This is a genomic window from Enterobacter cloacae complex sp. ECC445, assembly GCF_021892025.1.
GTDB lineage: Bacteria > Pseudomonadota > Gammaproteobacteria > Enterobacterales > Enterobacteriaceae > Enterobacter > Enterobacter chengduensis.
This window is the reverse complement of record NZ_JAKLRZ010000008.1, coordinates 102,259-119,424: the sequence shown is the minus strand read 5'-3', so window position 1 is coordinate 119,424 and position 17,166 is coordinate 102,259. Positions and strand designations below refer to the sequence as shown.

The following is a 17,166-nucleotide window of genomic DNA, read 5'->3' as shown; positions in this document are numbered from 1 at the left end:
AAAAAAACACTGAATGCTAAAACATCAAAAAATGCTATTATCCGCTAACCTGTTATCAGGCACCTGCTGTTTTAAGGATGAGGATAGTATATGGATCAGGCTGGAATTATTCGCGACCTGCTCACCTGGCTGGAAGGTCATCTCGACCAGCCTTTGTCACTGGATAATGTGGCGGCTAAAGCAGGCTATTCCAAGTGGCATCTGCAAAGGATGTTCAAGGATGTCACCGGTCATGCTATCGGGGCCTATATTCGCGCGCGTCGTTTATCGAAATCTGCTGTGGCACTGCGCCTGACCGCGCGGCCGATCCTGGATATTGCCCTGCAGTATCGTTTCGATTCGCAGCAGACCTTCACCCGCGCCTTTAAAAAACAGTTCTCGTTGACGCCAGCGCTTTATCGTCGCTCCCCTGACTGGAGCTCGTTTGGCATGCGTCCGCCGCTGCGCCTGGGCGAATTCGCCATGCCGAAGTATGACATCGTTACGCTGCCGGAAACCCATCTGATCGGTACAACCCAGAGCTACTCCTGCTCCCTGGAGCAGATCTCCGAGTTCCGTCATCAGATGCGCGTTCAGTTCTGGCGCGACTTCCTGAGCCACGCGCCGGCGATCCCGCCCATCCTGTATGGCCTCAACGAAACGCACCCAAGCCAGGAAAAAGACGACGAGCAGGAGGTATTCTACACCACCGCGCTGACGCCAGAGATGGCCAATGGCTACATTCAGGGGTCTAAGCCTGTCGTACTGGAAGGCGGCGAATACGTGATGTTCGCCTATGAAGGTCTGGGAACGGGGGTCCAGGAGTTCATCCTGACCGTTTACGGAACCTGCATGCCGATGCTGAATCTGAATCGCCGTAAAGGTCAGGACATTGAGCGCTACTACCCGGCGCAGGATGCCAAACCGGAAGAAGGCCCAATCAATCTGCGAATGGAATTCTTGATTCCGATACGTCGTTAACGCTGCAGTTCATCAAGCGCAGGGGCATCAAGATGCGAAATGTCCCCTGCCATCTCCACGACCCAGCCCGACGCCAGCCATGCGCTTTCCTGATAATCAATGCGGGAAATAGAGCAGTTGCGCAGACGCAGACGACGCTCGGCGTAAGCCGGTAATCCCAGAATGGTGCTCACCAGGCAACCCAACGCAATCCCGTGACTCACCAGCAGCGGACGGCTTCCCGCCGGAAGCTTCAGGCATTCCGCCAGCGCGGCATGCATACGCACGCTGAGCTCCTGCATGGATTCGCCTTCAGGAATGCGGCCATCTTCGGTACCGTTCACCAGCGTGCGGCGCCAGCCCTCTTCCGTTTCCGTCAGCGTATCGATATGGCGTTTTTCCAGCACGCCCATATCCAGCTCGCGCAGGCGCGGTTCAAGCAGTACGTCACAGCCGCAGGCATCTGCGATGATGCGCGCCGTCTGCTGTGTGCGACCTAAATCGCTGGTAATCACGTGGGTAATGCCCAGCGTTCTGGCACGCTCCGCCACCTGCCACGCTTGCTGCACGCCCTTCTCAGTGAGAGGACTGTCTGACTGGCCTTGAATACGTCGCTCGGCGTTCCACTGCGTTTCACCGTGGCGAACAAGGTATACCTGTAACATGCTTTTTTTCCGTTATACTGCGATGAGTTTTTTTTGAATCGAGCTTAATTATGCACCATGTTGTCTCTGCTACCACTAATCCTGCCAAAATTCAGGCAATTCTAAGGGCATTTGACGAGATCTTCGGCGCAGGATCCTGCCATATTGAGGCCATCGGCGTCGAGAGTGGCGTTCCTGAACAGCCGTTTGGCAGCGAGGAAACGCGCGCTGGCGCACGAAATCGCGTGGCAAATGCCAGGGCTGCGGCACCGGATGCGGACTTTTGGGTGGCGATTGAAGCCGGTATCGACGAAGGCGCAACCTTTAGCTGGGTGGTGATCGAAAGCCGTGAACAGCGCGGCGAAGCGCGTTCGGCCACCCTGCCCCTGCCGGAAATCATTCTGGAAAAAGTGCGTGCGGGTGAAGCGCTCGGGCCGGTGATGTCGCAGTACACCGGCATTGATGAGATTGGCCGTAAAGAAGGGGCGATTGGCGTCTTTACCGCCGGCGCGCTGACGCGTTCAGGCGTTTATCACCAGGCGGTGATCCTGGCGCTAAGCCCGTTCCATAACGCGATCTATCGTTAGGCGTTTTTCAACAATACCGCTTCCAGCCACTGGCGCAATTCGACCGGCGCCGACTTCAGGCTGTTCGATCCGCGGGTGATCGTTGCGATGCCCGCGCCGAGCTCATTTTTCAGCTCGCGCTGGCTCATCTCGCCGCGCAGCAACTCTTCAATTATCCGCACGCGCGTACCCAGCGCCTCGCGCTCGTCCGGCGTGAGCATCAGCTGCATCAGGGGTAAATGCAGATCCTGCTCGTAAGACTGGCGAAGCAGCTCCACAAAACGAAGCCACTCCTGATGACGTTGTTCGGCCATGGCCGAGGAATACGGGGAATGCTGGGTCATGTTATGCTGCCTCTTGTACTCATTAGCGAGTACAGCATAACACAACCCACGCCGATCAGTAACGTCTCTGCCACTCGGCGTCGCTCATCAGGGTATCTTTCTGCCCCATGAAGTAGCGATAGTAGGCGTCATAGGCCAGCACGTTCTTCACGTAGCCGCGCGTTTCCGAGAACGGAATGCTCTCAACAAACGCCACGGCGTCGATGCGTCCGGCGCTGTTGCCGAGCCAGGTACGCACGCGTCCCGGCCCCGCGTTATAGGCCGCCGACGAGAAGATGCGGTTATTGCCGAACTGCTGATAGACGTACTGCAGGTAGCTCGTGCCGATGTTGATGTTGGTATCCGGATCCAGCAGCTGTGACGGGCTGCTGTACCCAGGGATGTTAAACATCTTCACCGTGTGCGTCGCCGTGCCCGGCATAATCTGCATCAGACCGCTGGCCCCCACCGGGGAGCGGACCTTCGGGTTCCACGCGCTCTCCTGACGAGCAATCGCCATCGCGTAGCTTTGCGGGATATCTTTGCCGCTGGTGTAGCGATCGAACAGATCCTTGTAAGCCAGCGGGAAACGCTCTTCGAGATGATCCCAGAGCTTGCCGGCGATCGTCGCCTGCACGCTGAGATCCCACCAGTGATTATCAAACGCATAGCGAGCAAGCTGGGCTTTTTCGTCGGTGGTGCGGCTGGTCACCAGGTTCGCCCACTCGCTGCGCGCGGTGTTATCCATATTCCAGTACATCAGCTCGCGAACGCGCGCCATTTCCGGCCCCTGCGTCAGCGCCGGGTTCGCGTTGGCAGGCGCTTTATCAATGCGGAAGGTGTACTCCTCGCCCAGGCGCTGCGCGGCCGCCATCGGGTAGAACCCGCGCTGCTGCATCAGCGAATGAAGGATCTCTTTGGCTTCATCATCACGACCGCGCTCCATCAGCAGATCGGCCTGCCAGTAGCGCCATTCGTCTTTCTCTTTGGCCTCCATTGGCAACCGCGCAAGCCAGGTATTGAGCCCACGACGATCGCCCGTACCCAGCGCCATGCGCACGCGGCGCTCCACCAGCGACGTGGAGTTCGAACGCATGATGGCATCGTCTCGCCAGCGCGCCTGTTCGTCGGTCACGTCGGTGCCCATCAGTCGCCACGCCACGATATCGCGCAGCTCCTGGGTTTGCTCCTCATTGAGCTGCTGCGCCTGCACCAGCTGCGGGATCATCAGCCGGGCGTTTTCCACGTCGTCACGCGCCACGCTGGCAAAGGCGACCGCCGCCATCTGGCGGGTAAAATCGGTCGCGCCCGTGCTGCGGGCAAAGGTCAGGACGCTGTTGGGATCGTTTGCCAGCGAGATAACCGCGGTGGAGATCGTCTGGTAATCGGACGGCATCTGACCCGCCAGCGTGGTCACCAGACGCGTGTTGCCGGCCTTCATCGCCAGGCGGATACGCTCAAGATAGGCCAGCGGATCCTGCTTGCCGGAGGCGCGCCACGCGCCGAACAGAGAATCACAGGCGTTCGGCTGGCTTTTGCCGGTCAGCCAGAGCTCTTTCGCCCCGGCCCAGGCTTCTTCCTGCTGTCCGGTCGCCCATTTCGCATAGTAGTAGTTACACTGCGCTTCGGTGGTGTTCGGCTTTTCAGGGCTAAACGCCAGCAGGCCGCGCCAGTCTTCGCGACGCGCCAGCTCATTCACGAAACGAGACTGAAGATTTCGGGCAGGCGGCAGGGTCGGGTTCGCCTGGATGAAGTTATTTACGGTAACGGTAGGCTGGTTCATGAGATCGTCCGTAATCTGGCGATACTCCAGATACGGATACAGCGGATAATCCTTGAGCGTCGGCATCAGCGCCTGCACGGTATCCATCTGCCTGTTGTCCCACGCCTGTTTAATCTGAGCGTAGCGATTACGTTGTTCATCCAGTGAATCGGCATATACCGCCTGGCTTACCGCCATTACGCATACGCTGGCAGCCAGCAGACGCCAGACCACCCGTTTGGCTTTTTCCACACGCTCTTCCTCATTGTTTTTTCGTCAATTGCAGCGTCTTGCCACGTCAAAGTCACACCAACTTATGCTAACCAGGCATCCTGCAACGCGCCACGTTATGGACACTTTTTTACCTTTCTTGCGCGTTTTAACACTCCCGACGTTCCTGGCTGGGATTAGGGCGTGAAAAAGGCTACACTTCGAGGCTGAAATTCCTTCTCATTACGATAAAAGAGGCGAAGTCCAACGTGGCTCAATTCGTTTATACCATGCATCGTGTCGGCAAAGTTGTCCCGCCGAAACGTCATATTCTTAAAAATATCTCGCTGAGCTTCTTCCCGGGCGCAAAAATCGGTGTTCTGGGTCTCAACGGTGCCGGTAAGTCCACCCTGCTGCGCATCATGGCCGGCATCGATACAGACATCGAAGGTGAAGCCCGTCCGCAGCCCGGCATCAAGATCGGCTACCTGCCGCAGGAACCTCAGCTGAACCCGGAACACACCGTGCGTGAATCCGTTGAAGAAGCGGTTTCCGAAGTGGTTAACGCCCTGAAAGGTCTGGATGAAGTGTATGCCAAATACGCCGAGCCGGATGCGGACTTCGACAAGCTGGCCGCGCAGCAGGGCAAGTATGAAGAGATTATCCAGGCGCACGACGGTCATAACCTGAACGTGCAGCTGGAGCGCGCGGCTGACGCCCTGCGCCTGCCGGACTGGGATGCGAAAATCGCGAATCTCTCCGGTGGTGAGCGCCGCCGCGTGGCGCTGTGCCGCCTGCTGCTGGAAAAACCAGACATGCTGCTGCTGGACGAACCGACGAACCACCTGGATGCGGAATCCGTGGCGTGGCTGGAGCGCTTCCTGCACGACTTCGAAGGCACCGTTGTGGCGATTACACACGACCGTTACTTCCTCGACAACGTCGCCGGCTGGATCCTGGAGCTGGACCGCGGCGAGGGTATTCCGTGGGAAGGCAACTACTCCTCCTGGCTGGAGCAGAAAGATCAGCGTCTGGCGCAGGAAGCTTCTCAGGAAGCGGCGCGTCGTAAGTCTATCGAGAAAGAGCTGGAGTGGGTGCGTCAGGGCGCTAAAGGCCGTCAGTCTAAGGGCAAAGCCCGTCTGGCGCGCTTTGAAGAGCTGAACAACACCGAATACCAGAAACGTAACGAAACCAACGAACTGTTTATTCCGCCTGGAGCACGTCTGGGGGATAAAGTGGTTGAAGTCACCAATCTGCGTAAGTCATACGGCGACCGCCTGCTGATTGACGACCTGACCTTCTCCGTACCGAAAGGGGCTATCGTCGGGATCATCGGTCCGAACGGCGCGGGTAAATCGACCCTGTTCCGCATGATGTCCGGTCAGGAGCAGCCTGACAGCGGCTCTATCACCCTGGGCGAGACCGTGAAGCTGGCGTCCGTTGACCAGTTCCGTGACGCGATGGACAACAGCAAAACCGTGTGGGAAGAGGTTTCCGGCGGTCTGGATATCATGCGTATCGGCAACACCGAAATGCCAAGCCGCGCCTACGTTGGCCGCTTCAACTTCAAGGGCACCGACCAGGGCAAACGCGTGGGCGAGCTGTCTGGCGGTGAGCGCGGTCGTCTGCACCTGGCGAAGCTGCTGCAGGTGGGCGGTAACGTGCTGCTGCTCGATGAACCAACAAACGACCTGGACATTGAAACCCTGCGCGCGCTGGAAAACGCCCTGCTGGAGTTCCCGGGCTGCGCGATGGTTATCTCGCACGACCGCTGGTTCCTGGACCGTATCGCGACCCACATCCTGGACTACCAGGATGAAGGTAAGGTGGAGTTCTTCGAAGGTAACTTCACCGAATACGAAGAGTACAAGAAACGCACGCTGGGCGCCGACGCGCTGGAGCCGAAGCGTATTAAGTACAAGCGTATTTCGAAATAAAAGCAAAACGGCAACTTCGGTTGCCGTTTTTTATGTTTGTTCCCTCTCCCCGTGGGCTGGGGAATCCCCAGTAATTTTTTACCTGAAGCGATTAACGTTTCTTATGCAAAATTAATGACTTACAGCGACGCCCTGGTCCGGCTGTAAATCGCCGAAGCGTTTCCGGAAGGCCGGGGCGAGGCGCATGGATGCGCCGAGAGGGCGGGCTTTACAGGGACGTTACCTCCGCCCGTCCCCGATAAGCCGGGAGGAATAAGCTGAGGGCACCGCGAAGCGGCGATTTACCGCCGGGAGCCCGGGTCGCCAGGGTGGTGGCGATTGAGCCACCCTGGCACGTTCACCGGTCATGTTGTCACAGAGTAGCAAGGAACATGAAGTGAACGGAATGACCCCCACAGCCGTATGTTCCCCCTCACCCCAGCCCTCTCCCTCAAGGGAGAGGGGGGTCGTCCGTGCAGGTATTATTTTGTGGGGATCCCTCAGCCCCGTGGGAGAGGGCATCAGGCCGCACATAATCACCGCCCCACGTAATACCGCTTCACCTCGTCAAACTGCATCGCAAACTCGATATAGCTCATCAGCGCGGGCGAGTTCAGCTTGCGGCTCGGGTAGGCCAGCCACAGGTCGTTCCCTTCAACGTTCCACTCCGGCAGCACCTGCACCAGCGCGCCCTTTTCAACCTTATCTTCCAGCATAAAGGCGGGCAGCAGCGTGATCCCCGCCCCGGCCATCGCGCACTCGCGGGCGTACACCAGATTATCGGTCATGTGCGCGTTATCAGGCAGGTAGCGGTAATCCTCATTTTCGCTTCGCAGAAGCCACTCCGACCAGGCTCTGTGCGTAATGCTGCGGTGCTCCACCAGCTGACGGGGGTGCGTGAGCGGCGCCCGACGCGCCAGATAGTCCGGCGAGGCCAGCATGTAGCGCGGACAATGCCCGATCATTCGGCCAATCAGGGAGGAGTCCTGCGGCTTGCCGGTACGCAGCGCCACGTCAAAGCCGGACTCGACCAGGTCCACAACGTCATCGGAGATCGACACATCCAGCGATACGTCGGGATAGCGAAGCTGGAACGCGGCATTCATATGCGCCAGCAGCGTCGCCCCAATCCCCGCCGGGCAGGTGATGCGCAGCCGTCCGCTCGGGTTTTCGCGCAGACGCTGAATGGCATACTCCGCCCGCTCGCTGGCCGCCAGCATTTCGCGACAGTGCACCAGATAGTGCTCGCCTGCAAACGTCAGGCTGATTCTGCGGGTCGTGCGGTTGAGCAGGCGTATCCCCACCTGCTGCTCCAGCTGGCTGATGCGCTGGCTTACGCTGGATTTCGGCAGTTCGGCCTTCTGAGCGGCAGCGGTAAAGCTGCCCATCTCTGCCACCAGCGCGAACAGCGCCATATCCTGCAGCTGTTTAAACATGATTGTTCACCCTGTACGAACGCTGAGTTCTTGATTGTCCATCTTATCACGCAGCTGGCCACTTAATAGACTAGCCTCAATAAAACGCATGCCATTGAGGAGCACACCATGTCAGTTAAAGCCATTGCCGTTAATCCTGCGAATCCCAGCACCTTTATTGAAATCACCCCGCCAATGCCGCAGCCCGGCGAGCGCGATCTGCTGGTAGAGGTGAAGGCCGCCTCCGTTAACCCGGTCGATACCAAAGTCCACGCGGGCATTGCTAAAAGCGGTCTGAGCGAGCCGCGCGTGCTCGGGTGGGATGCCAGCGGGATTGTGAAAGCCGTTGGGGCTGGCGTCACCGGATTCAAACCAGGGGATGAAGTGTGGTACGCGGGCGACATCACCCGTCCGGGCAGCAACACCACCCACCAGCTGATCGACGCGCGCATTGTCGGGCACAAGCCTGCCAGCCTCGGCTGGGCGGCGGCGGCGGCGCTGCCGTTGACCGCGCTCACCGCGTGGGAAGGTCTGTTTGAACGGCTGAACATTCAGGATGCCGGGGCGGAGAAGACGCTGCTGATTATCGGCGGCGCGGGCGGCGTGGGTTCGCTGGCGATCCCCTTTGCGAAGCACAACAGCAAGGTGAAGATCGTCGCGACGGCGTCCCGCGAAGATTCCGCGCAGTGGTGCCGCGATCGCGGGGCTGATGTGGTGGTAAATTACCGCGATCTGAAAGGCGAGCTGGCGAAACACGGGCTGACCTTTGTGGATTACATTTTCATCCTCAACGATACCGACGGCCACTGGGATGCGGTCAGCGAGCTGATTGCGCCGCAGGGGCATATCTGCTCCATCGTTGAGAATGAACGTCCGCTGAACCAGGACAAGCTGAAGTCTAAATCCGCCGCCCTGCACTGGGAATTTATGTACACCCGGAGCATGTACCAGACCGCCGACATGGCGCGTCAGGGCGAGATCCTCAATGAGGTGGCGAAGCTGGTGGATAACGGCGTGGTAGAAAGTTCGCTGAGTGAAACCCTGCACGGACTGAGCGTGGAAAGTATTACCGAGGCGCACCGTAAGGTGCTGGACGGGCATATGCGGGGGAAAGTGGTGGTTGCGTTCTGAGTGGCTTGTTCCCCTCACCCTAACCCTCTCCCCATAGGGGAGAGGGGATCGCACGGAGCCGTCTTTAACCCTGCTCCCCCATCATCTCCTTCACCAGCTCGACGCAGCGCAGGAAACGGGAGTCGTAGTCCGACTCTTCCACGTGCATAAACTCCACGTTGTTCTCATTGAGCATATCCACCAGCATGGTCTGGAATTCCCGCCTGTCCACGGAGCTGCCGAGGCTGCGCATGCCGTCGGCCACCCACGGGGTGTTGTTCTCCAGCAGGATCACCAGGTCAAAGCGGTATTCGTCAATCAGCGCCTGCACGAACGGGTGTTCGCGCCCCTCGTATTTCTTACAAAACGCCTGCGTGGTGACGAAATCGGTATCGATAAACGCCACTTTGTTGGCGTACTTCACGGCGAAATCAATGTACTGGGCGTGACCGAGGGCGATTTTGTCGTAGTCGGAATACTGCAGCGCCATCTCGTCGCCGCCGAGGTGCGAGAAGACGTAATCGCGGCCATACTCCCACGCGCTGGTGGTATTGAAGATATTCGCCAGCTTGTTGACCAGCGTGGATTTACCGCTCGACTCGCCGCCCAGGATCGCGACGGTGCGCACGAAGAACGGCTTTACCTCGGTCGGGATGTAATCCCAGTAGCGGAACGGGTTTTCACGGATCTGCGCTCCGCTGATGTTCATAAAGGTACGTTTCGGATCGATCAGCACCGTCTCAATGCCCAGATGCTCGCGGAACTGCGGCGCGTCGGACTCTTCAGAGGTGTAGATCCAGTTGGGCGCTATGCCCTTCTCTTCCATAAACGCTTTGATGCCGTTGCTCCACACGTCCCAGCCGTGCGGATACGGCTCCATGCCCTCTTCGTTAAAGGCATGAATGCGAATATTTTTCTGGTATTTAAAGGTCTGAAGCAGCCAGCGCAGGCGGTCCGGCACGGTCGGCTGCTGCGACATGGCGCTGTCTTCAAACAGCTGACGATCGCGGGTTTCGTCGTAGCCCATGATGATGTGCAGCTCGTCAACCTGGCTACAGGCGCGCTGAATCAGGTAGATGTGTCCGGTATGCAGCGGGTAAAACTTGCCGAACACCACGCCGATGTTCTTTTGCATACGCGGGAACTCCAGCCCCAGAAAGCGGTGCAGCGCTTCAAGCTTTTGCGCGCTGGGGCTTTTGATTTTGGCGTTCAGCAGCTGGCTCAGGTAGCCTTTGGTCATACCGCTGGCGTCCGCCACCTGCTGCAGCGTGCAGCCCTTCTGGCGGATTGCGGTCTTGATGTAGTCAAATGATGACATAAATTACGGTGCCTCCTGCAAAATCCAATACGTAATTATAAGTCGTCAAAGACATTTAACGCATCAGCGAGTTTCTTCACGCCGAAAACCTGCATCCCTTCCGGGATTTTTTTCGGCACGTTGGCCGCGGGCACGATCGCCCGGCGGAAGCCGTGTTTTGCCGCCTCGGAGATACGCTCCTGCCCGCTCGGCACCGGACGGATCTCCCCGGCCAGCCCCACTTCGCCGAAGACGACCAGATCCTGCGGCAGCGGCCTGTCGCGCAGGCTGGAGACCATCGCCAGCAGCAGCGCCAGGTCTGCGCTGGTCTCGGTGACCTTGACGCCGCCGACCACGTTCACGAAGACGTCCTGATCCGCCATCTGCAGTCCGCCGTGGCGGTGCAGCACCGCCAGCAGGATTGCCAGCCGGTTCTGTTCCAGACCGACCGCCACGCGCCGCGGGTTGCCCATCATCGACACGTCCACCAGCGCCTGAATTTCGACAAGCAGGGGGCGCGTCCCTTCCCACAGCACCATCACCGAACTGCCGGAGGTGATCTCATCGCCACGGCTCAGGAAGATGGCCGACGGGTTGCTGACTTCGCGTAGCCCCTGCTCGGTCATGGCGAAAACGCCCAGCTCATTCACCGCACCAAAACGGTTTTTATGGCTGCGCAGGGTGCGGAAGCGCGAGTCCGCGTCGCCGTCGAGCATCACGGAGCAGTCGATACAGTGTTCCAGCACCTTCGGCCCCGCCAGCGAGCCGTCTTTGGTGACGTGGCCGACCATCACAATCGCCACGCCGCGCGTTTTGGCAAAGCGCGTCAGGTAGGCCGCGGTTTCACGCACCTGCGCAACGCTGCCCGGCGAGGACTGGATGTCCGCCATGTGCATCACCTGGATGGAGTCGATCACCATCAGCTTCGGCTGCTCTTCTTCGGCGATCATGCAGATCTGCTCGATGCTGGTTTCGGAGAGCATGTTCAGGTTGCCGGTCGGCAGGCCCAGGCGGTGCGCGCGCATCGCCACCTGCTGGAGTGATTCTTCGCCCGTGACGTACAGGGTTTTCATCTGTTCAGCGAGCCTGCAGAGCGTTTGCAGCAGCAGAGTCGATTTACCCGCCCCCGGGTTACCGCCGATCAGGATCGCGCTGCCCGGCACCACGCCGCCGCCGAGCACGCGGTCAAACTCTTTGAACCCGGTGGAGAAGCGCGGCAGCTCTTCAAGGCTGATGTCTGAAAGCTTTTGCACCTTCGCCACGCCCGCGTTACCGGCATAGCCGCTCAGGCGTTCATTACGGGCCACGCTCGGCGAAGCCGCCACGCCACGCACTTCGGTGATGGTGTTCCAGGCATGACAGGCGCTGCATTGCCCCTGCCAGCGCGGATAGTCCGCACCACATTCATTACAGACAAATGCGCGTTTTGGAGCTTTCGCCACGGTTTACCTCGTTATTTCTGTGCGGCCTGCGTGCCGGGTGCCGCTTACGCTTACCCGGGCTACAAGGCAGACCGTTATTTCTGATTAAGGCTGCCGGAGAGAATGCAGAACACCCCCATCAGGTCAGCGTGACGGATAGTCACTTCCGTCTTTTCATTCACTTTTGGCTTAGCGTGGTAGGCAATGCCCAGCCCGGCTACTTTGATCATCGGCAGGTCGTTCGCGCCGTCCCCGATGGCGACGGTCTGCACGACCGGGATTTCATATTTTTCTGCCAGACGGGTCAGCGTATTGGCTTTGTACTGGGCATCAACGATGTCGCCAATCACCTGTCCGGTCAGCTTGCCGTCCATGATCTCCAGCTCGTTGGCGACCACGGTAGTCAGATGCAGCTTCTCGCGCAGATAATCCGCGAAGAAGGTGAAGCCGCCGGAGGCGATCGCCACCTTCCAGCCGAGGGACTGCAGCTTTAGCACTAGCTGCGTCAGCCCCGGCATCAGCGGCAGCACGTCGCGCACCTGGCGCAGAATGTTGGCATCGGCCCCTTTCAGGGTCGCTACGCGCTGTCTCAGGCTGGCGGTGAAGTCCAGCTCGCCGCGCATCGCACGCTCGGTGACTTCCGCCACCAGCTCGCCGCTGCCCGCCAGTTTCGCAATCTCGTCAATACACTCGATCTGAATGGCGGTTGAGTCCATGTCCATCACCAGCAGGCCCGGCGTTTTCAGGTGCGGAATTTTCCCCAGCGGCGCAACGTCCAGCCCGGCGTCATGCGCCAGGCGCGTGGCGCGCTGCGTCAGGGAGCCCGCCAGGCGGATAACCTGATAGTCTTCCACGCACCAGGCGGCGACGATGACCATCGCCGCGCCCAGCTTGCTTTGATACTGGGTCAGGCGTTGCTTATCCAGGCCGCGTCCGTAGAGGAGCCAGCCGCTACGACCGGCGTGGTAATCCAGAGGCATCACCTCATCGCCACTTAACGAGAGCGGCAATCCTGGCCATAAAGAGACATCCGTTGGCAGGTCACACCAGGTAATGTTCGGCATTAAAGCTCCTGTAATTTCGTTCGCGCCGGAAGGTTGCAGAGGGAAAATAACGCATCAGGCTACCCTGTAACCATCACTTCTGGCAACATTAAGCCGTAAATTTTCAGCAGGTGGAATATGGCTCGCGCAAAACTGAAATTCCGGCTCCATCGCGCCGTGATTGTCCTTTCCTGTCTCGCACTATTAGTGGTGCTGATGCAAGGGGCATCGTGGTTTAGCCAGAATCACCAACGGCAACGCAACCCGCAGTTTGAAGAGCTGGCCCGCACGCTGGCACGCCAGGTGACGCTCAACGTCGCGCCGTCCATGCGTACCGAAACGCCGGACGATAAGCGTATAGGCCAGGTTTTACGCCTGCTTACGGAGAACAGCCGCATACTTGATGCCGGCGTCTATGATGAGCAAGGCAACCTGATTGCCCGCGCGGGTGAGCACGTCGACGTGCGCGACAGGCTGGCGCTGGACGGCAAAAAAGCTGGCGGCTATTTTAACCAGCAGATCGTCGAACCTATTCAGGGTAAAAATGGCCCGCTGGGCTATCTGCGCCTCACCCTCGATACCCACACCCTGCCAACCGAGGCCAAACAGGTTGATAATACCACCAACATTCTGCGCCTGATGCTGCTGCTTTCGCTCGCCATCGGCGTGGTGCTGGCGCGCACCCTGCTTCGCGGCAAGCGCTCGCGCTGGCAGCAATCCCCGTTCCTGCTGACCGCCAGCCGGTCGGTCCCGGAAGACGAAGAGAGCGAGAAGAAAGAATAGTGATAAAGTAGGCGAACGATTCGGAAAAGGAACTTTGCCATGACGACGTTACGCCTGCTTATCTCTGACTCTTACGATCCCTGGTTTAATCTCGCGGTAGAAGAGTGCATTTTCCGCCAGATGCCCGCCACCCAGCGCGTCCTCTTTCTCTGGCGTAACGCCGATACGGTGGTGATTGGCCGCGCGCAAAACCCGTGGAAAGAGTGCAATACGCGGCGCATGGAGGAGGACAACGTCCGCCTCGCGCGCCGGAGCAGCGGCGGCGGCGCGGTGTTTCACGATCTGGGCAATACCTGCTTTACCTTTATGGCAGGCAAACCGGAATACGACAAAACCATCTCCACCTCAATTGTGCTCAACGCGCTGAATTCGCTCGGCGTGACGGCAGAAGCGTCCGGACGTAACGATCTGGTGGTGAAAACCCCCGAGGGCGACCGGAAGGTCTCCGGCTCCGCCTATCGCGAAACGATGGATCGCGGATTCCATCACGGTACCCTGCTGCTGAACGCCGATCTGAGCCGTCTGGCGAACTACCTGAATCCCGATAAGAAAAAGCTCCAGGCTAAGGGCATTACCTCCGTACGCGGACGCGTGGCAAATCTGGTGGAGCTGCTGCCGGGGATTACTCACGAGCAGATCTGCGATGCGATCCGTGATGCTTTCTTTGCACATTACGGCGAGCGCGTGGAAGCAGAAGTCATCTCCCCTGACCAAACCCCGGACCTGCCCAACTTTGCGGAAACCTTCGCCCGCCAGAGCAGCTGGGAGTGGAACTTCGGTCAGGCTCCGGCGTTTTCTCATCTGCTGGACGAGCGTTTTACCTGGGGCGGCGTGGAGCTGCACTTTGACGTGGAGAAAGGGCATATCACCCGCACGCAAATTTTTACGGATAGTCTCAACCCGGCACCGCTGGAAGCGTTGGCGTCACGCCTGCAGGGCTGCGTCTATCGCTCCGATATATTGCAACAGGCGTGTGAGACGTTGCTGGACCGTTTCCCTGAACAAGCGCGGGAATTGCGTGAATTATCGGCGTGGATCGCCCGATCGACAAAATAATCATCGCCCCAGATTAATAAGGGGAAATAGTTTATTCTGCTCTCAGTCTGCTGAAATGTGTAAATACACCAATGAATGTATTTACACATTTTAATAAAACTCAATTCAGAGATTAGAAATACTCATTACAGTAATAACGATAACCATTAATAGAATCCCTGCACTTGCATTTCAGCAAGTTAATGACTTCACAATATTTTATTCATTTCATTTATTAATGGTTAAGGAATAACAATGAAAAAGCTTCTTCTCGCAACGCTGATTGCGATGACCTCTTCGGCTGCCTTCGCAGACGGCAGCATCGTAATGAAAGTTCAGGGCAAGATGAACCATGCATCCTGCACGCCGGAATTAAGCAACGGCGGATCGATTGATTTTGGCACTATCGCGCTGGATCAGCTTTCGCCAACCCAGACCAACCAGATGGGCCATAAGGAAATGTCCCTGACCATCAACTGCCCGTCAGCGACCAAAGTGGCCTGGAGTATTGCCGATAACAAAGAAGATTCCAATGCGGCGAACAACCTGAGCTCCAGCGAGTTTTACATTCGCGACGCGACCGACACCGGTGGGGATGTTTACGGTGCAGGTACCACCTACGGCGTAGGCACCACCGCGGCTGGGGATAAAATTGGCGCCTATGCGATCAGCACCCGCGTCAATGAAATCACCGCTAACGGCATTCCTGCTCAGGCTATTTTTGCGCCAAACTTCGTCAACAGCAAAGGCGAATATCTGTGGCGTAACCTGGGCACCGGCGTGATTGCCAACGGTAACGCCGAGATCATGACCGCGACCAGACCGGGTTATACCGCACCGCTGGCCATCACCAACGTTGTTTTCCCGTTCAAGGTTTCTCTGGCAATTGTTAACACCAACCGTCTGTCCACCACAGACGAAGCACAGCTGAGCGGCGAAACCACCATCACTCTGGTTTATCTGTAATAGATATAAATGTATTACTCAACGGCGGATTTATCCGCCGTTTTTCCCTGAAACATACGTTCAGAAATGTGTAATCGACATTATTAAATCTCAATATTGTCGTAAGAAAAACTAACTACTTAATGCGTTGATTCGTTAATAGAATCGCCCCCGAGTCCTACGCCAAAAATTATCTATTGGCAAGATTCATTTAAACCGAAAATATCTGAATTATCTCTTTCTATGGTTAAGGAATAACAATGAAAAAGAGCCTTCTCGCCTCCGTTCTGATGATGGCGGCGACCGCAGTTTATGCAGAACCGACGGCAATGTTAAAAGTCCACGGTACGCTGACCAGCGCGGGCTGCGTTCCTGAAATTAGCAATGGCGGCGTGGCCGATTTTGGCGAAGTGGGTCTGGACTCACTCTCCTCCGCCGTGGCCTATCAGGCCGGACATAAAGATGTCACTCTGACCATCAAATGCCAGTCCGCAACGCGTGTTGGCTGGACAATTACCGATGACCGCAGAGACTCCAACGCGGGTGCGCATAAATCATCAAGCGAGTTTCACGTGGATAACGGAACCGCAAGCGGCTCGGCGGCATACGGCGATTACCAGCTCAACGGTGTAGGTAAAACCAGCGCTGGCGAAAACATCGGCGCCTACTCGGTTGCAACTTATATGAACGCGGTCACCGCGGATGGCGCAACCGTTCAGCCTATCGCTGCAACCATGTATACCGGGGGCACCATCAGCAGCAGAAGTTGGATCAACCTCTGGGCTACCGGCATCCTCACTAACGACGGTACAGACGTGCTGACCGTTGCCAAAACCGGCGAACGCGCTCCACTGGCCTTCACGACTGCGGCCTTCCCTCTGAAAATCGCGCTGGCAATTGCGCCAAGCAAAAACCTGACCCTGACTGACAGAACCGACCTGGACGGTCAGTCCACAATCACGCTGGTTTATCTGTAACCCGCATTCGCGACGCCAAACTCCCCATGCAGGTGGGGAGTTTTCAACCCACTGTTAAATATAAATATTCATGGAAAGAATTGTGAAAGCTTCCGCTTTGGTGACCGCTCTTTTTCTTACCCTTCCAGCGACAGTCTATGCCGCAGGGATGGTGCCAGAAACCACGCTGCTGATGATTGATGAAGCCAACCGCGGCGGTGTCATGAGCGTGAAAAACACCGACTCCATTCCCACCCTGCTTTATACCTCCATTAACGACATCGAAGGGGAAAACGGGGTCAAGCTTAACGTCACTCAACCGGTGGTACGCCTTGAGCCGGGGCAGGAGCAGCAGGTACGTTTTATTCTTGAAACAAAAGAACCGCTGACCGTGGAGCATTACAAACGCGTAATCTTTGAGGGTATTCCGCCTAAAACCAAAGATAAGAACGTCAAAGTCGGTATCAACCTGCGTCAGGATTTACCGGTATTGATCCACCCTAAAAATCTGCCTGTTGTCACGGATGCATGGAAATTACTGACCTGGTCAGTACAGGGGAAAGAGGTCCAGGTCCGCAATACCTCGGCTTATGTCGTCCGTTTTTCCACGTCGGTGACGCTGCTGCCTTCTCGCACCGAAGGTCTGGTTAATAAAACCTTTATCCTTCCGGGTGAAACCATGAAGGTGCAGACACGTTCACCGATCGGTAGCACCGACAATGCCGTTGAGTTCAGTCCTGCCAGCCGCTACGGGATTGAAGTAGACAAATACACCGCCGCGCTTACTCGCTGATATCACAG

Annotated in this window: 16 protein-coding genes; 9 read left to right on the top strand and 7 right to left on the bottom strand. The window is 57.5% G+C overall.

From position 1 onward, the window contains the following. The first annotated feature begins 90 nt into the window (after nt 1-90). The gene (gene robA, locus L6R44_RS09830) at nt 91-960 is read left to right on the top strand and encodes an MDR efflux pump AcrAB transcriptional activator RobA (protein WP_032644002.1); all 870 of its coding nucleotides are present in this window, start codon (nt 91-93) and stop codon (nt 958-960) included. Here the strand turns inward: robA and gpmB are convergent. Further along, complete coding sequence (gene gpmB, locus L6R44_RS09825; RefSeq protein ID WP_013095504.1) at nt 957-1,604, bottom strand: 2,3-diphosphoglycerate-dependent phosphoglycerate mutase GpmB; 648 nt, start codon at nt 1,602-1,604, stop codon at nt 957-959. The genes robA and gpmB overlap by 4 nt on opposite strands. 50 nt (nt 1,605-1,654) lie before the next feature. Between gpmB and yjjX the strand changes: the two genes are divergently transcribed. Further along, nucleotides 1,655-2,170, top strand: a complete 516-nt coding sequence (gene yjjX / locus L6R44_RS09820) for an inosine/xanthosine triphosphatase (protein WP_008502058.1) — start codon at nt 1,655-1,657, stop codon at nt 2,168-2,170. Here yjjX and trpR read toward each other — a convergent pair. After that, nucleotides 2,167-2,493: a trp operon repressor gene (gene trpR / locus L6R44_RS09815; RefSeq protein WP_021240574.1), complete on the bottom strand. Its 327-nt coding sequence runs from the start codon at nt 2,491-2,493 to the stop codon at nt 2,167-2,169. The genes yjjX and trpR overlap by 4 nt on opposite strands. 55 nt (nt 2,494-2,548) lie before the next feature. Then, nucleotides 2,549-4,486 (bottom strand): murein transglycosylase, encoded by a 1,938-nt coding sequence (gene sltY / locus L6R44_RS09810; protein WP_237424019.1) that lies wholly within the window; start codon nt 4,484-4,486, stop codon nt 2,549-2,551. Between the two features lie 227 nt (nt 4,487-4,713). Between sltY and ettA the strand changes: the two genes are divergently transcribed. Then, nucleotides 4,714-6,381, top strand: coding sequence for an energy-dependent translational throttle protein EttA (gene ettA, locus L6R44_RS09805; RefSeq protein WP_047060206.1), 1,668 nt, complete (start codon nt 4,714-4,716; stop codon nt 6,379-6,381). Between the two features lie 515 nt (nt 6,382-6,896). Here the strand turns inward: ettA and L6R44_RS09800 are convergent. Beyond that, nucleotides 6,897-7,796, bottom strand: a complete 900-nt coding sequence (locus L6R44_RS09800; protein ID WP_237424018.1) for a LysR family transcriptional regulator — start codon at nt 7,794-7,796, stop codon at nt 6,897-6,899. Between the two features lie 108 nt (nt 7,797-7,904). Between L6R44_RS09800 and L6R44_RS09795 the strand changes: the two genes are divergently transcribed. Then, the gene (locus L6R44_RS09795) at nt 7,905-8,906 is read left to right on the top strand and encodes a zinc-binding alcohol dehydrogenase family protein (RefSeq protein ID WP_237424017.1); all 1,002 of its coding nucleotides are present in this window, start codon (nt 7,905-7,907) and stop codon (nt 8,904-8,906) included. A 64-nt stretch (nt 8,907-8,970) separates the two neighbouring features. Here the strand turns inward: L6R44_RS09795 and nadR are convergent, their stop codons facing one another. The 3 genes from nadR to serB all read right to left on the bottom strand — a co-directional run bounded on the left by nadR (nt 8,971) and on the right by serB (nt 12,667). Further along, nucleotides 8,971-10,203 carry a multifunctional transcriptional regulator/nicotinamide-nucleotide adenylyltransferase/ribosylnicotinamide kinase NadR gene (nadR, locus tag L6R44_RS09790; protein WP_237424016.1) on the bottom strand — a complete coding sequence of 411 codons (1,233 nt, stop codon included), beginning with the start codon at nt 10,201-10,203 and terminating at the stop codon, nt 8,971-8,973. A 35-nt stretch (nt 10,204-10,238) separates the two neighbouring features. Continuing rightward, on the bottom strand, nt 10,239-11,624 hold the full coding sequence (gene radA, locus L6R44_RS09785) for a DNA repair protein RadA (RefSeq protein WP_023310326.1): 1,386 nt from the start codon (nt 11,622-11,624) through the stop codon (nt 10,239-10,241). 74 nt (nt 11,625-11,698) lie between these two features. Beyond that, a complete protein-coding gene (gene serB / locus L6R44_RS09780; protein WP_032643996.1) occupies nt 11,699-12,667 on the bottom strand; it encodes a phosphoserine phosphatase in 969 nt (322 codons plus the stop codon). A gap of 117 nt (nt 12,668-12,784) precedes the next feature. Between serB and L6R44_RS09775 the strand changes: the two genes are divergently transcribed. From L6R44_RS09775 to L6R44_RS09755, 5 genes are all read left to right on the top strand, one after another. Then, nucleotides 12,785-13,429, top strand: coding sequence for a YtjB family periplasmic protein (locus L6R44_RS09775; protein ID WP_032643995.1), 645 nt, complete (start codon nt 12,785-12,787; stop codon nt 13,427-13,429). 39 nt (nt 13,430-13,468) lie between these two features. After that, nucleotides 13,469-14,485, top strand: a complete 1,017-nt coding sequence (gene lplA, locus L6R44_RS09770; RefSeq protein WP_032643994.1) for a lipoate--protein ligase LplA — start codon at nt 13,469-13,471, stop codon at nt 14,483-14,485. A gap of 234 nt (nt 14,486-14,719) precedes the next feature. After that, a complete protein-coding gene (locus L6R44_RS09765) occupies nt 14,720-15,430 on the top strand; it encodes a DUF1120 domain-containing protein (protein WP_032643993.1) in 711 nt (236 codons plus the stop codon). A gap of 239 nt (nt 15,431-15,669) precedes the next feature. Beyond that, nucleotides 15,670-16,386, top strand: a complete 717-nt coding sequence (locus L6R44_RS09760; protein ID WP_237424015.1) for a DUF1120 domain-containing protein — start codon at nt 15,670-15,672, stop codon at nt 16,384-16,386. Between the two features lie 70 nt (nt 16,387-16,456). Then, nucleotides 16,457-17,158 carry a fimbria/pilus chaperone family protein gene (locus L6R44_RS09755; protein ID WP_237424014.1) on the top strand — a complete coding sequence of 234 codons (702 nt, stop codon included), beginning with the start codon at nt 16,457-16,459 and terminating at the stop codon, nt 17,156-17,158. Nucleotides 17,159-17,166 lie beyond the last annotated feature (8 nt).

Excerpts from the sequence above, each read along its gene's own strand:
- robA (WP_032644002.1), top strand. The coding sequence starts at position 91 with ATGGATCAGGCTGGAATTATTCGCGACCTGCTCACCTGGCTGGAAGGT.
- gpmB (WP_013095504.1), bottom strand. The coding sequence starts at position 1,604 with ATGTTACAGGTATACCTTGTTCGCCACGGTGAAACGCAGTGGAACGCC.
- yjjX (WP_008502058.1), top strand. The coding sequence starts at position 1,655 with ATGCACCATGTTGTCTCTGCTACCACTAATCCTGCCAAAATTCAGGCA.
- trpR (WP_021240574.1), bottom strand. The coding sequence starts at position 2,493 with ATGACCCAGCATTCCCCGTATTCCTCGGCCATGGCCGAACAACGTCAT.
- L6R44_RS09800 (WP_237424018.1), bottom strand. The coding sequence starts at position 7,796 with ATGTTTAAACAGCTGCAGGATATGGCGCTGTTCGCGCTGGTGGCAGAG.
- L6R44_RS09795 (WP_237424017.1), top strand. The coding sequence starts at position 7,905 with ATGTCAGTTAAAGCCATTGCCGTTAATCCTGCGAATCCCAGCACCTTT.
- nadR (WP_237424016.1), bottom strand. The coding sequence starts at position 10,203 with ATGTCATCATTTGACTACATCAAGACCGCAATCCGCCAGAAGGGCTGC.
- serB (WP_032643996.1), bottom strand. The coding sequence starts at position 12,667 with ATGCCGAACATTACCTGGTGTGACCTGCCAACGGATGTCTCTTTATGG.
- L6R44_RS09775 (WP_032643995.1), top strand. The coding sequence starts at position 12,785 with ATGGCTCGCGCAAAACTGAAATTCCGGCTCCATCGCGCCGTGATTGTC.
- lplA (WP_032643994.1), top strand. The coding sequence starts at position 13,469 with ATGACGACGTTACGCCTGCTTATCTCTGACTCTTACGATCCCTGGTTT.
- L6R44_RS09765 (WP_032643993.1), top strand. The coding sequence starts at position 14,720 with ATGAAAAAGCTTCTTCTCGCAACGCTGATTGCGATGACCTCTTCGGCT.
- L6R44_RS09760 (WP_237424015.1), top strand. The coding sequence starts at position 15,670 with ATGAAAAAGAGCCTTCTCGCCTCCGTTCTGATGATGGCGGCGACCGCA.
- L6R44_RS09755 (WP_237424014.1), top strand. The coding sequence starts at position 16,457 with ATGGAAAGAATTGTGAAAGCTTCCGCTTTGGTGACCGCTCTTTTTCTT.